At 65.9% G+C, this 15,650-nt stretch carries 9 protein-coding genes; 3 read left to right on the top strand and 6 right to left on the bottom strand.

Annotated elements, in window-relative coordinates; translation table 11 throughout:
* Positions 1–84: 84 nt before the first annotated feature.
* Positions 85–384, bottom strand: coding sequence for a DUF4193 domain-containing protein (locus HMPREF2674_RS03860; RefSeq protein WP_049333595.1), 300 nt, complete (start codon positions 382–384; stop codon positions 85–87).
* Positions 385–709: 325 nt separating this feature from the next.
* On the opposite strand from HMPREF2674_RS03860, the gene sepH reads away from it, so the two are divergent.
* Positions 710–1,903, top strand: a complete 1,194-nt coding sequence (gene sepH / locus HMPREF2674_RS03855) for a septation protein SepH (RefSeq protein WP_210400121.1) — start codon at positions 710–712, stop codon at positions 1,901–1,903.
* Between the two features lie 141 nt (positions 1,904–2,044).
* Here the strand turns inward: sepH and HMPREF2674_RS03850 are convergent, their stop codons facing one another.
* Together HMPREF2674_RS03850 and HMPREF2674_RS03845 are read right to left on the bottom strand one after the other, a co-directional pair.
* Positions 2,045–3,325 (bottom strand): alkaline phosphatase family protein, encoded by a 1,281-nt coding sequence (locus HMPREF2674_RS03850; RefSeq protein WP_049343108.1) that lies wholly within the window; start codon positions 3,323–3,325, stop codon positions 2,045–2,047.
* A 44-nt stretch (positions 3,326–3,369) separates the two neighbouring features.
* Entirely contained in the window at positions 3,370–3,963 is a 594-nt protein-coding gene (locus tag HMPREF2674_RS03845; protein ID WP_049333602.1) for a DUF5998 family protein, read from the bottom strand.
* A gap of 334 nt (positions 3,964–4,297) precedes the next feature.
* Between HMPREF2674_RS03845 and HMPREF2674_RS03840 the strand changes: the two genes are divergently transcribed.
* Together HMPREF2674_RS03840 and HMPREF2674_RS03835 are read left to right on the top strand one after the other, a co-directional pair.
* Positions 4,298–6,823, top strand: a complete 2,526-nt coding sequence (locus tag HMPREF2674_RS03840) for a DNA gyrase/topoisomerase IV subunit A (protein WP_049343109.1) — start codon at positions 4,298–4,300, stop codon at positions 6,821–6,823.
* A 149-nt stretch (positions 6,824–6,972) separates the two neighbouring features.
* Positions 6,973–7,758, top strand: coding sequence for a sulfite exporter TauE/SafE family protein (locus tag HMPREF2674_RS03835; RefSeq protein ID WP_049345978.1), 786 nt, complete (start codon positions 6,973–6,975; stop codon positions 7,756–7,758).
* A 174-nt stretch (positions 7,759–7,932) separates the two neighbouring features.
* Here HMPREF2674_RS03835 and HMPREF2674_RS03830 read toward each other — a convergent pair whose 3' ends face one another.
* From HMPREF2674_RS03830 to HMPREF2674_RS03820, 3 genes are all read right to left on the bottom strand, one after another.
* Entirely contained in the window at positions 7,933–11,904 is a 3,972-nt protein-coding gene (locus tag HMPREF2674_RS03830; RefSeq protein WP_246826169.1) for a thiol reductant ABC exporter subunit CydD/CydC, read from the bottom strand.
* A 178-nt stretch (positions 11,905–12,082) separates the two neighbouring features.
* On the bottom strand, positions 12,083–14,332 hold the full coding sequence (locus HMPREF2674_RS03825) for an ABC transporter ATP-binding protein/permease (RefSeq protein WP_070824873.1): 2,250 nt from the start codon (positions 14,330–14,332) through the stop codon (positions 12,083–12,085).
* Positions 14,329–15,456 (bottom strand): efflux RND transporter periplasmic adaptor subunit, encoded by a 1,128-nt coding sequence (locus HMPREF2674_RS03820; RefSeq protein ID WP_049343113.1) that lies wholly within the window; start codon positions 15,454–15,456, stop codon positions 14,329–14,331. Before HMPREF2674_RS03820 ends, HMPREF2674_RS03825 begins: the two co-directional genes overlap by 4 nt.
* Positions 15,457–15,650 lie beyond the last annotated feature (194 nt).

The following is a 15,650-nucleotide window of genomic DNA, read 5'->3' as shown; positions in this document are numbered from 1 at the left end:
GGAGGCATACTCAACGGGGCGGTGCCGTGTGGCACTCGCCCCGTTCAGATGTCTATCGGGTGGGGGTTACCCATCCTTGGAATATTAGCCTTCGCACTCGACGCAGTAGTACAGGCCGCCGTCCTCGCGTGCAATCTGCGAGCGGTGGCGAACCAGGAAGCAGGATGCGCAGGTGAACTCGTCGTCCTGAGCGGGCAGAACCACGACGTTCAGCTCCTCGTTGGAGAGGTCGGCGCCGGGAAGCTCGAAGCTCTCGGCGGCGCTGTTCTCGTCCTCATCTACCGCGCCGGACTGCATGTCGGAACGGCGCGCGTTGAGCTCCTCGTAGGACTCTTCGCTCTGCTCTTCGTCCTGCTTGCGAGGTGCATCGTAATCAGTTGCCAAACTTTCACGCTCCGTTGAATCTATTGAATCTGTGGCCGCGTTAGCCGCGCCACTCTGGTTTTAAAATTCTCCATGCCGCCGCTACGCCCGTGACGACATGCCAGGTATTGTTCACCATTGAACACCCTTTTGTCTAATCCAGCGTGAGCTTTGAGCATACACGACGTCATATTCTGTGCAATAAAGATGGCGCGGGACATATTTTTTGGCCCAAACAAGCCCCCGAGCTACTGATTTTGCGCGCTTTCACGGTACCCTGGAAGGTAGTTTGCGTTCCGTGCACCACATTTCACGGAAGGCGCCCGGTTCACCTATGGAGGTTCTCATGCTTGAGCTACGTCTGATTGGCGTGCACGATGACGGCGAAAATCTGGTGCTTGAGTCTGCCGACGGCACCCGCTTCTTGCTGCCCATTGACGCTAACCTGCGCACGAGCATCACCAAGGCTCGCCGTATTCAGCCCGCCCGCGGCCTGGGCGCTAAGGGCACCTACGGCCCGCGCGATATTCAGACCCGATTCCGTCAGGGTGCCTCCGTTGAGGAGATTGCGGAGGAGTCCGGCTGGGAGCCGGAGCGCGTGCGCCGCTACGAGTGGCCGATCGTGGCCGAGCGTGCCCACATTATTCGTGCCGCTCAGAGCGTGAAGATTGGCCGCCGCGATTCGGCTTCGGGTAGCGCGCAGATTCCGGTGACGCTCAGCGCCCGCATTGAGGAGGTTTCGGAGCGTTACGGTTTTGAGGAGGCCACCCAGGATTGGACGACCCGCCAGCAGGAGAACGGCCAGTGGCGCGTTGAGGTTGATATTGCGCTGAAGGATTCGGTGCGTCAGAACCTGCCCTCGCAGGTGATGTTCCCCGCCCGCTGGGTGTACAACCCCGCGAACCAGGGCCTGTACGCCTCGAACGAGGCCGCGTACTTCCTGATGGGCAATAGCGAGGACGCTGTGGCCGCCGCCGCGAAGAAGGCCCCCGTGGAGGTTCCGCAGGCCCGCCTGCCAAAGGCTCCGGAGCCCGCACCGGCTCCCATGGCTTCTTCCGAGAGTGCTGACGAGCGTAAGCTCAAGGAGCTTCTGGAGCGTGCCCGCTCGGTGCGTCCCGCCCAGGTTGAGGAGCCCGAGGTGTTCGTGCATCGCGAGTCTGCTGAGGCTCCGCAGGCTGAGGCTCCCGCAGAGACTCCTGCTGAGGCCCCCAAGGCTGAGGCGACCACCCGTGCGAACGAGGAACAGCCTGCACAGCCCGCACAGCCCGCAACCGCCGATCGAGGCCCGCTGACCGGTGCGCCCTCCGCGCACACCCCCGCGGCGCATCCGGCACCGGAGGAGTACGGCAAGCACTCCCCCGATACCGAGGCAGCCGAGACTGCCGAGGCTCCCGCGGCGCAGGATGAGCCCGCAGAAGCTGCGGGTGCGGCCGAGGAATCCACCAAGGCCTCCGCGGCCGAGAAGCCCAAGTCTTCCTCGAAGAAGCAGCGCGTGAGCGTTCCCGCCTGGGACGACATCATCTTCGGCGGCCGCAAGTAAGCGACCGCCCTCGCGCCGCCCGATAAAGGCTTCTAGGCAAAGGCACCAAGACAGCAGAAAGCCGCCGGTTATTCGCGTGAATAACCGGCGGCTTTTTCTATCTTCTCAGCCTGTATCCGCTGAGCGGGGCTCTTCCGAGTCTTAGAAGGTCTTGAGCATGCGCAGCGGTACCAGGCGCTCGGCGTCGGTGAGCGAGCCGTGCTGGCCCACCATGTGCAGGGCCCGCTCCTGATAGTGGCGCATATCGTAGAGCGCCCAGTCGTCGCGAGCGCACACCATCAGGTCGCCGATGCGCGAGCGCGCGGCATCGGTCACGATTGGGCCGAAGTAGCCGGCACGCATCAGTTCGCGAGAGTCAATCACCCAGGCGCGCTCGCCCCAGTACTGCGCCCAACGCTGAGCGGTGGCGGTGCGTGCCGCCTCCGAAGTGTCCTCCAGGTACAGGTGCACGGCGCGCGGTTCACCCGCGGTCATGGCGATATTGCGGGTCAGCTCCTCCACGCCGGAGTAGTCGATGCGCTGGTGCTCGGGCACGTTTACCATGCCGTGATCGGCGGTCACGAAGAGTGCCGCCCACGCCGGGGCGCGCTCCGCCAGACGCTTCAGCGCCGAGTTCAGTTCCTCAAGCTGCTGCAGCCACTCGTCGCTGCCCACGCCGTAGCGGTGGCCCGCGGCGTCAATCTCGCCCCAGTACAGGTACACGGTGGTCGGGGTGCGGCTGGAGAGCGCCTCCAGGGCGTAGGTGACGCGGGCGTTGTACCCGACGGCATCCACGAAGTCTCCGCCGCGCAGGGCGGCCTCCGTCAGGCCGGTGCCGCGGTACTTACCCAGCGAAATGGTGAGCACGCGGCGGTTTTCGTGGTGGCGTTCCAGCACGGTCGGCAGCGGCTGCCAGGCGTGGGGGTCGACCGACTGATCCCAGCCGGATAGGTGGTTCATGACCGAGCCCGCTCCCCCGTTGCCCGCCGGGTTGCGCACCTCGTAGCCGGCAACGCCGTGCGCGCCGGGTGCCGTACCGGTACCCAGCGAGGTCAGGGATGCGGCCGTGGTGGTGGGGAACGCGGCGTCCAGCGGGCCCAGGCTCAGGCTCTTGCGCAGGGCGGGCGCGTAGCCGGCGTATCGGTTGAGCAGCTCCTCGCCCAGGCCGTCCACCAAGATTACGCAGGCGTGGCGGAAGGAGTCCGGGTCAACATCCTGCTCGGTCAGGCGGGCAGCCAGGTTCAGAGGGTCGGCGGAGGAGTGAAAGGCCGGGTCGGCGTCCAGGGCGTGGACCGGGCGCGCCAGGCTTCGCTGAGCCACGAGGGATGAGGCGGACTCCAGCACATCGGCAATGCTATTGCGACCGTAGACCGGCGCAGGAGGCAGCGGCGCACCCAAGATATCGTGCAGGGCGGGCTGTTCGGTGCGGGACGGGGCCGTCATGGTGGTTCCTCTCGGCGGGTGACTGCTTAGCGGTGGGTGCTTGTTTAGCGGCGGGCGGCGCGCATGCGGGCGCGGTGCAGGGCGCGCGCAAAGTGCTGGGCGCGGTACACCGACTCGGGGCCGTCAGCGGTTGCGGAAACGCGCACCGCGATATCCTCGCGGCGGGCGTCACCGGTGTAGCCGTGGTCGGCGTTGCACTGCGGATCCTGGCAGCCTGCCGGGGCGAGCTCTAGGTGCAGGGACCCGGTCCAGGCAATCTGGAAGGAAATTTCGGTCGGGGCGGTGTTGCCGGCGTTGTAGGCCTGCGGCTGGCTGAAGCCGTAGCTCATGGTGACCGCGTTCAGGTCGCTCAGGTGCACGGCCTCCACGCTCACGTGCGCCACGGTGCCCTGCGCATCGCCCTCGAGGTGCTGGTCGTCCAGGTGTGCAAACACGATGAAGTCGCCGCACAGGACCATCACGGTGATGTGGCGGTGGAAATCATCGCGCGAGAAATGGGTTTCGTGCTGCACAAAGTGGGCGTCGGGATTCATATCGGCCAGGGCCTCGTCCACCACTTCCAGCACGAGGTCGGGGTAGAAGCCGGCGTGCTTGATGTCTGCGACCAGCTGCTCGCGTTCGGGGGTGGGGGTGTTCATCGGACCTCTTTCGTGCGGTGTCAGCCGGCGCGCACGGCGGCTCTGCGGGGCGTGCGCGTTTCGGCGGTTAGGCATTACTACCCTCTACCTTAGAGGGTTCCAGCCGGGCTGTGCTACTTAACCACGCGTACAGGTGCGCATATGACGAGACGCCGGGCGAGGCCCGCTCCCCCGCCGGGTCGACGCACCATCTCCCGGCCCGCCCAGACGCACGCCCGGGTATCCCCGCGCGTCTCCGTGTATCTTCGCGCGTGACGCTGACCGGTCGGCCCGGTTCACCCGCGTGCACCCGCTAGAATAGAAGTACGAAAAACACACCGACACGAGGAGATATATGGCTCGCCGATCCAAATCCACCGCCAGTGACTACCCGGTGGATGTGGTAGAGAATATCGTCGACATCGACGTATCCGCCGAGATGGAATCCAGCTTCCTGGAGTACTCCTATTCGGTGATTTATTCGCGTGCCCTCCCCGACGCCCGCGACGGCCTCAAGCCCGTGCAGCGCCGCATCCTCTACATGATGCAGCAGATGGGCCTGCGCCCCGATAAGGGCCACGTCAAGAGCGCCCGCGTGACCGGTGAGGTCATGGGTAAGCTCCACCCGCACGGCGACGCCGCCATCTACGACGCCATGGTGCGCCTCGCCCAGCCCTTCGCGCTGCGTCTGCCCCTCGTGGACGGTCACGGTAACTTCGGCTCCCTCGACGACGGCCCGGCGGCCGCCCGATACACCGAGGCTCGCATGGCACCCGCCGCGCAGGCGCTGACCGCCGACCTCGACGAAGATGTCGTCGACTTCGTGCCCAACTACGACAACCAGTTCTTGCAACCCGCCGTGCTGCCCGCAGCGTTCCCGAACCTGCTCGTCAACGGCACCACCGGCATCGCGGTCGGCATGGCGACCAACATGGCGCCGCACAACCTGCGCGAGGTCATCGCCGGTACCCGCCACCTCATCGCGCACCCCGAGGCGAGCCTCAAAGACATCATGAAGTTCATTCCCGGCCCCGATTTGCCCACCGGCGGCACCATCGTGGGCCTGAGCGGAATCCGTGACGCCTACGAAACCGGCCGAGGCACCTTCAAGACCCGCGCGAAGGTCTCAATCGAGCAGGTCAGCCCCCGCAAGCAGGGCATCGTCGTCACCGAGCTGCCGTACATGGTCGGCCCCGAAAAGGTCATCGAAAAGATCAAGGACGGCGTCAACTCCAAGAAGCTCACCGGCATCTCGGACGTGGTCGACCTGACCGACCGCACCCACGGCCTGCGCCTCATCATCGAGGTCAAGAACGGCTTCAACCCCGAGGCCGTGCTCGCCGCCCTATACAAGCACACCCCGCTCGAGGACTCCTTCGGTATCAACAATGTGGCGCTCGTGGACGGTCAGCCGCAGACCCTCGGCCTGCTCGACCTGATGCGCGTGTACATTGACCACCGCCTGAACGTGGTCCGCCGCCGCACCGAGTTCCGCCTGGGCAAGCGCACCGACCGCCTGCACCTGGTGGAGGGCCTGCTCGTGGCGATCCTCGATATTGACGAGGTCATCCAGATTATTCGTGCGTCTGATGAGACCGCTCAGGCACGCGAAAAGCTGAAGGTCGTCTTCGACCTGACCGACACGCAGGCGAACCACATTCTGGAGCTGCGCCTGCGCCAGCTCACCAAGTACTCCCGCCTGGAGTTGGAAGCAGAACGCGATACCCTGCAGCAGGAAATCGCGGAGCTGCAGCGCATCCTCGGCTCCGATGCGGCGCTGCGCGAGCTGGTTTCTGACGAGCTCGCCGAGGTCGCCGAACGCTACGGCACCGACCGCCGCACCCAGCTCAAGACCAAGGACGAGATGCAGGTCGCCATCGAGGCGGTCACTGCACAGTCCAAGGCGAAGAAGAGCCTGGGCCTGGCCCTCGAGATTGCCGACGAGCCCTGCTGGGTGCTGCTCTCCGCCACCGGCGTGATGGGACGCACCCCCGGCAAGCCCATCCGCGAGGCCCTCGTGGATCCCGGCAAGCGCTTCAAGCACGACGTGTTCGCTTCGATTGTGCCGACCACCGCACGCGGTGAGATTGGTGCCGTCACCTCCGCCGGACGCATGGTGCGTCTGTCCGTCATGGACATTCCGGTGCTGGACGAGAACGGCGGCACCCCCTCCATGGCGTCGGCGGTGAAGGCAACCGAGCTGGTTCAGCTTGCTAAGGGTGAGAAGCTGATTGCACTCGTGCCGCTGAGCACGGTGCTGGCGATGGCAACCGCCGGCGGCGTGATTAAGCGCGTGAACCCCGACTACCCGCTGAACCAGACCGAGTGGGACATCATGAAGCTCAAGGACGGCGACGAAATCGTAGCCGCAGCCCCCTGCCCCACCGACGATGCGGTGCTCACCTTCGTCACCCGCGACGCAAAACTGCTGACCTTCGATGCCGCGAAGGTTCGTCCGCAGGGACGCACCGGCGGCGGTATCGCCGGCATTAAGCTTGCCGACGGCGACCGCGTCATCGCCCTGGGTGTGACCGCGCCCGGCGACGCGGCGGAGGTCGTGACCGTCACCAACGGCAAGGACGGCCTGGCGAGCGCCAAGGTCACCGCGCTGAGCGAGTACCCGCAGAAGGGCCGCGCAACCGGTGGCGTGCGTGCGCACCGATTCCTCACCGGTGAGAGCCAGCTGGCCCTGGCCTGGGTTGGCGTGGGCCCGGCGAAGGCGGCATCCTCCGGCGGCGTGGCTCGTTCCCTGCCGACCGAGCACGGTGCCCGCGACGGCTCCGGCGTGATGCTCACCCAGAGCATCGGTGTGGTTGGTCCGAACTACGCGGTGGTTTCCGCGGCGCTGGCGGTCAGCCCCGAGGGTGAAAAGCTCTTCTAGGCGCGCCGTTCACAGCCTTTCGACCTCAGGTTGCTAACGAAGCCGGGGGTGAAGACACGTTGTGTGTGTCTTCACCCCCGGCTTTTATGTGGTGTACCTTAAGTAACACAGCACACATTTATTGACGCATTGTTCTTAGAGGATTTGTCGTGCTTGATTTACTGTCCGTCACACCAGAGTTATTTATCGTGCTCCTGCTCGCTGCCTTCTGCGCGGGATGCATCGACTCTGTCGTGGGCGGAGGCGGCATGATCCAGCTCCCCGCCCTGCTCATGGCGCCCGGATTCTCACCCATCGCCGCTCTGAGCACCAATAAAGTTGCCAGCGCCATGGGCACTTTAATGAGTGCCTCAACCTATATTCGCTCGCTCAAAATCCCGTGGAAAATCCTGCTCCCCGTAGCGTTCGTGGCGTTCTGCGCCTCCGCCGACGGCGCGTACTGCGCCACGATCCTGCCGGCACATATTTTCCGCCCCGCCATTGTGGTGGTTCTAGCCGCTATCCTCGTCTTCTCGGTGCTACAACCGCGCATACCTCGCGGACAGTCTCGCGCGCTCACAACCTCATCGTTCCTAGTGCGCGGCTTTGCGCTGGGTCTGATTCTGGGCGGCTACGACGGCATCCTCGGGGCTGGCACCGGCGCGATGATGCTCGTCGCCCTGCAGGTAGCCATGGGCTACGATATGCTCCACGCGACCGCCGCCGCCAAGGTTCTCAACACCGCCACCAACCTCGGCGCGCTCCTCTACTTCATTCCGCTGGGCTCAATTCACTGGCTCCTCGGAATCGCCATGGGATGCGCCAACATGGCGGGAAGCTGGGTTGGTGCCCGCACCGCAATTCACCTGGGCGAGCGATTCATTCGCCGCGTGCTCGTTATCGTTATGACCCTCATGCTGCTGCGGATGAGCGCGCAAATACTCGGCTGGGTTTAGCTCCCTCCTCCCCCTCACTCGAACCTATTCGCGCGGAGATATAAACACTCAGAACTATCTGCGCACGCAGAAATGCCCCGGTACTTCCGTGAAGTACCGGGGCCTTCCTCGCAGTTTCTTGCGGGCAGTTTCTTGCGTTCAGCCTCGCACGCGGTGCCTGCCGCCCGGGTGCGTTTAGAGGCGAACCACTTCGTCGCAGTGGGCGACATCCTCGGGACGGTGCGACACCAGAACCGTGGCCACCGAGCTGGCGCGGGTTGCCGTATCCAGGTCGGCCATGAGCGCGCGGGCAGACTCGGCGTCCAGGTGCGCGGTCGGCTCATCCAGCAGCAGAACCGGCGAGTTCACCAGCAGGGCGCGAGCCACCGCCAGACGCTGACGCTGACCACCCGACAGGAAGGAACCGCCGGCGCCCACGGGAGTGCGTAGGCCCTTCGGCAGGGCGTCAAACCACTCGCCCAGACCCACGCGGCGCAGAACCTCGATGAGATCCTCCTCGCTCGGTCGATCCGAACGGTCACGGGCCAGCAGCAGGTTACCCTCGAGGGTCGACTCGAAGATATGCGCCGCCTGCGGGCACCAGGCCGCGTAGCCGCGCAGCTCTTCGGGGGCCAGCACCTCGCCGGCGGCCTCGATGCGGCCCGACTCCAGGGGCAGGAAGCCCAGCAGGGTGGCAAGCACGGTGGACTTACCGGATCCGGAGGGGCCGGTCACCGCGGTCCAGGAGCCCTCGCGAGCCGTCAGGTTCAGATGTGCGAAGACCGGGTGGTCCATACCGGGCCAGCGGGCGGAACCGTCCTGCATAGCCAGGGCGGGGGTCGCGCCGGTGACCTTCACGCCGAGCTGCTGCGGGGTGCCGCATCCGACTATCTTGGGCTCGCCTGGCTTGGGCGGGCGCGGAGATTCAGCCTGGGAATCAGCCTTGGAATCAGCCGCAGAGTCAGGGCGCGCGAAGCGGCGGGCACGCTGGCGGTCCGCCTCCAGCAGCTCCTCCATCTCGGCCTCGGCACGGGCGCGCAGACGCTCGGCACGGCGCGGCAGAACGTGGGTGTCTACCTCGGCTTCGGTGGGCACGGAACGCTTCAGGGTCGAGGTGGCGACAACGCCCTCCAGGGATACGTCGCGAACGCTCGGGGCAATCGAGGCGAGCAGGCGGGCGAACTCGGGCCAGGAGCGAACCGCCTCGATATGGCCCAGGGAGCTCTCCAGCATGCCGGTGCACAGCAGCACCACGATCGCCGACTCGGGGGCGCCCACGGTGCCGTTTACAGCCAGCGGGTAGGCAATCACGGCGCTCGCCAGCGCGGCACCAAACCAGCTCAGCGCTACGAGGGTTCGGCCCAGGCCCTGGGCGGTCGAGCCCTTCTGCAGGGCGGAAAGGTTCTGCGCGTCCAGCTCGTTGTTGGCGCGTTCGGCGGTGTTCGCCACGCCGTTGGCGCGCAGGTCCTCGGCGGCGGAGAGCATACCGGTGCCCAGGCGTAGCATACGTGCGGTGGACTGGCGGGCCAGAGCCTCCGCGCGGGCATCGGCACGAAGCACGGCCCAGGGGGCCACAAAGGTGCTCACCAGCACCGCCGCCAGCACGGGAATCAGGGCCTGGGGCAGGATGCACGCGGTCGTCACCAGCGCGGCAATCATAACCAGCAGGTGTGCGGCCGGCGGAATAATCACGCGCGGAATACCGTCGCGAAGCTCGTCAATACCGCCCACGAGGCGCTCCAGCAGGGCGTCGCCGCGCAGCAGGGCGCGCACGCTGCTCACGCTCTGCCAGGCGCCAACCCAGGCGCGTAGACGCAGAATATTCGCGGCGGCAAGCACCTTCGAGTGGGTCATCAGACGCTCGGCGTAGCGGGCGCACGCGCGGCCCAGGCCGAAGAATCGCACGCCCACGATGGCGACCATCAGGTACATCATGGCGGGACCCTCGCCCGCGCGCACGATGAGCCAGCCGGACAGCGCGGTCAGCGCCGCGGCCATCAGGGAGGTGGTCGCCGCCATCAGCACGGGTCCGGAGAAGGCGCGCGCACCGATTCCGGTCAGCTCCTTGAGGGTGCGCAGGGTGGCGAACAGGCCTGCGGGCTTTTCCTCTTGCGGGTTCTCGTCCGCGGCGGGGGTGGCCTCCACGAGGGCGCGGCTTTCGGCCTCGTGCTCGCTCTTGAGCTCCAGCAGGTGCGCGGGGGCTTCAGCGGGCACGGGCACGCGGGTCGCGTTGAGCGAGGTGCTCCAAGTGTAACCGGACGCGCCCAGCTCGGCTCGCACGAGGTGGTCGCAGTGCGCGGCCAGTTCACCCTCGTGGGTCACGATCAGCACGGTGGCGCCAAGCTCCGCCAGGCGGTGCAGGGCACGGGTGACCAGGTAGGCCGAGTAGGCGTCCAGATGAGCGGTGGGCTCGTCCACCAGGACGGTCAGCACGGTCTGCTCGCCGCCGGCGCGGTAGATGGCCTCGGCGCGGGCCAGAGTACGTGCCACGGCGAGGCGGCGCGCCTGACCGGCGCTCAGGGCGCCCGGTTCCAGCACGTTCACGCTCTCAAGGCCCAGCTGCGCCAGCGGGCGCATCATCAGGTCGTTATCGGCGGGGCTCACGGCGAACTCGCCGCGCTCCAGCACGCCGGTCACCAGGGCCGCAGCGCGCTCGCGTTCGGAGTCGTCGGCGCTCAGAGCGTACAGGGCCATTTCGGCGCGCACGGTGGGTGCGGTGAAGACCGGCGACTGCGGAATCATCAGGGTCGTGCCCAGGCCGGTGACGCTACCGGTGACGCGCATCGGCTCCTGCGAGCCGGTGGGCACCAGCCCCTCACGCACGGCACCGGAGAACACATTCAGCAGGGTGGATTTGCCGCAACCGGAGGGGCCCATGATACCGATGACGGTGCCGCGTTCCGAACCGGGCTCCGCCGCCTGAGCCACGCGGCGAGGCAGGCTCAGCGACAGGTCGGTCAGCACCTCGGGGCGATCGGGGTAGTTCACGTCCAGGTTGCGCACCTCGATGGCTGCGGGGTTGGCCGAGTCGTCCTCGACGGTTTCCTCGGGCAGGGGCGCATCGATAATCTTCTGGGCGCTACGCAGGGCGGCCACGCCGTCCTCGGACTGGTGGAAGGCGGCGCCCACATCGCGCAGCGGCTGGTAGCACTCGGGAGCGAGCAGCAGCACGAGAATGGCGGTGTCCAGGCCCAGGGTGCCGTTGACCAGGCGCACACCAATCAGCACGGCAATCAGCGCCACGGAGATGGTGGTAATCAGCTCGAGAGCCAGCGAAGACATGAAGGCACTGCGCAGGGTCTGCATGGTGCGCTCGCGGTAGCGCTGGCCCAGGGAGTTCATGGCGCGGGTCTGCGCGCGTTCACGGCCCAGACCGATAATCACGGGCAGGCCGCGCACGAGCTCCAGGATGTGGTCCGAGAGGCGGTGCAGCTCGGCCTGCGCCTCCGCGGTTTCGGTGCGGGTGTTCTTGCCGATCAGCACCATGAACACGGGAATGAGCGGCAGGGTGCAGAGCAGCACGAGGGCGCTCATCATGTCCAGGGAGGCGACCACAATCCACAGCAGGACCGGCACCACCGCGGTGGAAACAAACGCGGTCAGGGTCTTGGTGTAGTAGTCGTCCAGGGCGTTCAGGCCGCGCGAAAGCAACACCGCGGTCGCGCCGGTACCCTCGGGGGTGTCCGCGCCACCGGTGGCGAGCACGCGGCGCAACAGGCTACGGCGAATCTGAGACTTCGCTCCGGAGGCGGCACGCTGCGCGCTCACCGCCAGCAGGTAGTCCGCGCCCGAACGCACCGCGAGGGCCAGGACCGCCACGATGAGCAAGCCGGGGGTGATGGCGTCGCCGTCACCGAAGATGCCGCCGAGTCCGAGCAGCCAGCCGCCGTGCGCCTCAAGGTGTGCCTGGGCGGAGCCGGCGAACTCAACGTAGGCGCGGTACACGTCCGGCGCGCTCGTCTCCTTGAGGCGCGCGTGTTCGGCGGCGACCGCGGCAAACCCCGCGTGGGCTGCGCGGGCAATGATGACCGCGAGCGCCGCGCTGAAAAGCACGGTGGCCAGGGTGTGCACGGCGGTGATAACACCGAACGTGCTGAGGGTTTTACGGGCGTCAGGGCCCAGAGGTGGGCGGCGGTCAGCGCGGTCATTGCGCTTTCCCTCGGTCACCTCTGGTGCCTCGGTGTTCTGATGTTTGTCAGCATGACGCGGTGTGTGCGTTCGACTCACGTGTTGTCCTTAGTCTTCTGCTGTTTTTACCTCCCATCAGTTTAAGGGGTGGGCTATCCAATACCTATTTGACCAGTCAGGTTTCGGATAATTGGCTGGTCCTCACCCTGCGCTAGTTCTAGCCGCGCATCGCATCGGCGGGGCTCTTGCGGGATGCCACCCACGCCGGGTACGCCGAAGACACCAGACCGGTAAGGGCGCCAACGCCCACGCCGAGCACCACGAATCCCGGGGAGAGGACCGCCTGCCAGCCCTGCACGAGCGAAAGAATGATCGTCGCAATCATGCCGGAGCAGGCGCCGATGGAGCCGCCGAGCACGCCGAGCATGACGCCCTCCATGAGGAAGATGCGGGCAATCAGCCATTTACTGGATCCGATGGCGCGGCGTAGCGCAATCTCTGCGGTACGCGATTGCACGGACAGGTACATGGCGGTTGCCGCCGAGAGGGAGGCGAGCACCAGCAGAATACCGGAGAGCACGCCCACGTACAGGCCCAGATCCGAGGCGATGGACGCGCGCAGGCTCTGCAGGTCGGAGGGGGTTTCCACGTTGATCTGGCTGGGTTCAGCGGGCTTGAGGGTCAGCGGAATCGCCTTGGCGACCGCCTTGCCGTAGCCCCGTTCGGTTTCGGCAATGTAGGTCACCTGGCCGCGTCCGGTGCGCTGAAGTGTGCCCGGCGAGACAATGACGGTGTTCCTGAATTCGTAGCCGCTATTGCCGGGGTCGAAAAGGCCGACGACCGGCATCAGCTGACCATCCACCCAGATGCTCACACCGGGTGCCACCTGCGGCAGTCCGCCGAGCTTAATGCCGTAGTCGACGGCGGGTAGCTCGCCGGGGCGGGGCTCGGTTGTGGCGTTATCTGCCGCCTTATCTTCGGGGAGAATGCCGAGGGCGCGGGCAGCGGAGACCGAGACGATAGCGCCGGAGAGCTGCTCTGCGCGTTCACGGTCGGCAACGTTCTGCTGGGTGAGGGTCGAGTTCATCTGTTCGAGCGCACGCAGGGTTTCGGGGTTCATGCGGGCACCGATTTGCTCGAGCCGGGTCTTCGAGGTGGAGCTGAGGCCAATCGCCGTTTTGGGTTCGTCCTCGTAGGGGCTGAACCGGGTGATTCGCACGTCGGCGGGTGCCACGCTGCTGACGAATCCGGTGTTCTTCACGTAGTCCAGCGCGCTAATGCGGTCGGCAACATTCTGCGCGGATTCACCCTGCCGGTAGGTTCCGAGCATGTTCTGGTCATTGTCCCTGTCGCTGATGTAGAGCGTGGATTGTTCGGATCCGAGCAGGCGCTGGTTCACCTGGTAGCTGGCGGATTCGCTCATGCCGGAGGCGCTGATGAGTCCGCCCACGCCCAGCGCGAAGGACAGGCCCAGCAGCAGGGTGCGTAGCGGTCGTGAGGTGAGCGCCGAGATTGCCTCGATGCTGTCGTCGGTGAGGAAGCTTCCGCGGCGATGCGTAGCGGGCTTCTCCCCCGGTGCGAGGCTGGTGGTAGCATCTACCGGGGCACCTACCGTGGTTTCCGCCGGGGTATCCGTTGCAACCGGCACAGCCTCGGCAGCCGGCACCTCAGCGACCGGCACCGTAGCCGAGTCGGCGCGGCTCTGCTCGTGCAGCCGCCCATCCTCAATGCGGATCACGCGGCGGGCGGCGGCGGCAACCTCCGGGTCGTGGGTAATCACCAGCACAGTACAGCCGGTCGCGTTAATGCGCTGAAGAATCTCAATGACCTTCGCGCTATTGTGGCTGTCCAGGTTGCCGGTCGGCTCGTCGGCAAGAATCAGCGGCGGGCGCGTGGCGAGGGCACGAGCAATGGCGCAACGCTGCTTCTCGCCACCGGAAAGGTAGCGGGTGCGGATGCTGGCGCGGTCGCTCAACCCCAGAAATTCTAGGGTTTCTTCGGTGCGTTGCAGGCGCTCGCTGTAGGGTACGCCCTGCACGCGCAGGCCCATGGAGGCATTGGTTGTGCTGGTTTCGTCCAGCAGCATGTTTGAGGATTGGAAGATGAAGCCGAGGTGGTCTCGGCGCATTTCGTCGCGTTCTCTGTCGCTGAGTCCTTCCGTGTTTTTGCCGAAGAGGCTGTAGGTTCCGCTGGTGGGGGTGTCGAGCAGGCCAATGGCGTTTAGCAGGGTGGATTTGCCGGAGCCCGACGGACCAATAATGGCGAGGAATTCGCCGCGTTCGACCACCAGGTCGAGACGATCGAGGACTGCTCGTTCGCTCCCCTCAAAGATGCGGGTAATGCCGTGCATTTCGATAGCGGGCGCGGTACCGAGCCCGGCGGCAGGTGTAGCGGCGGACGCTACGTTGGGCGCAACTGTAGGCGCACGTCCTGGGCTTGCGTCTGGGGTTCTCTTACGGCGGCTCATGAGACAAGCACCTTCTGTCCCGTGCTGAGGTTTGCGTTGATTGCGGCGTATCCGCCGGCGGTGCGTAGAACCTCAACGTTGACTCGTTCGGTGGCGGGCGCATCCTTGCTGGTCGAGGTGGAGCTTCCGCCCTTTTCAACCAGCACGTAGGTGCCCTGGGAGTCCTGGCGTACCGCGGTAGTCGGCACGGCGAGGGTGGTTGAGGTGTTGCCCTTACTGGTGATGGATGCGCTCTGGCCCGGCGTGAGCTTGCTCGGGTCGTCGGCGCTGAATCGCACGCTCTTCGCCGCGCCCTTGGAGGGGTCGTTCTGCAGCTCACCAATGCTGGTGATGGTTCCCTCCACGCTGCCGGTAGAGGTGCGCAGGCTAACGCGGTCGCCCACCTTGAGCTTGTTGGCGACGGCGAGTTCAACGCTGGATTCCACGTAGGGTTCGCTGGTTTCTACGCTCGCGATGGGGTTGCCGTCGCTGATGAGCTGGCCCACCGCGGCAACGGCGGTGACGGTGTGGCTACCGCCGGGCAGAATCGCGTAGTTGCTTCGGGCAATGGTGGTGACACCCTCGCTGGGCACGCCGGTCAGGTGCGCGCGGTGCAGGCGCGTGACGGCGTCGAGGGTGTCTTCGGTGACGGTGCCGCTCTGCACGGTGGAGTACCCGGCGGAGTTCAGCGCCTTCTGGAAGGCGAGCACGTCGTCGCCGTTATCGCCCAGGTTGAGGTCGCGATACAGCGGCAGCGGCCCCTCCAGCACGAAGACGGGGTCGGCGCCAATGATGCCGATGAAGTCACCGGCCTTGAGCACGTTACCGGGCTTCTGGTTCTGGTAGACGAGCACCGGCTCACCGTTGGTGCGCGCGCTAATCGGGGCGGTCTCCCCAGCCTTGGTGGTTCCGGCAATGGCGAGGCCCTCGCTGACGGTTCGTTCTTCGACCTTCGCCCAGACCGGAATCACGGTTTTCGCCTGCACGGCCGGGTCGGGGCCCGTGGCGGCGTAGCGGGTGCCCAGGTAGAAGGACAGCATGAGCGAGCCGATGGCGAGGATAGCCAGCAGCAGGAGCACGCGGGGTCGGGCGATGCGTTCGCTGAAGCGGTGCCCGCTGTTTTGGTTTTTCGTGTGAGTGGTCATGGCGGTGTCTTTCTGAACTGTGTCAGCGCTGTCTATTTCTCTGCGCTGCCTATTTCTTAGCGCCGTCTTTCGGTGCGCTGTCTTTTAGTGCCCCGGTTTACTGGTGCTCCAGAACGTACTGCTTGAACTTCTCGTCACGCTCACGTTCTGCTTTGCGGTCCTGCTCAAGCTGCGACTGGTACTTGCGGATGAGC

The sequence above is a fragment of the Rothia sp. HMSC062F03 genome (genome assembly GCF_001836905.1).
Lineage (GTDB): Bacteria > Actinomycetota > Actinomycetes > Actinomycetales > Micrococcaceae > Rothia > Rothia mucilaginosa_A.
The sequence above is the reverse complement of the archived record's forward strand: the minus strand, read 5'-3'. Positions and strand labels throughout refer to the sequence as shown.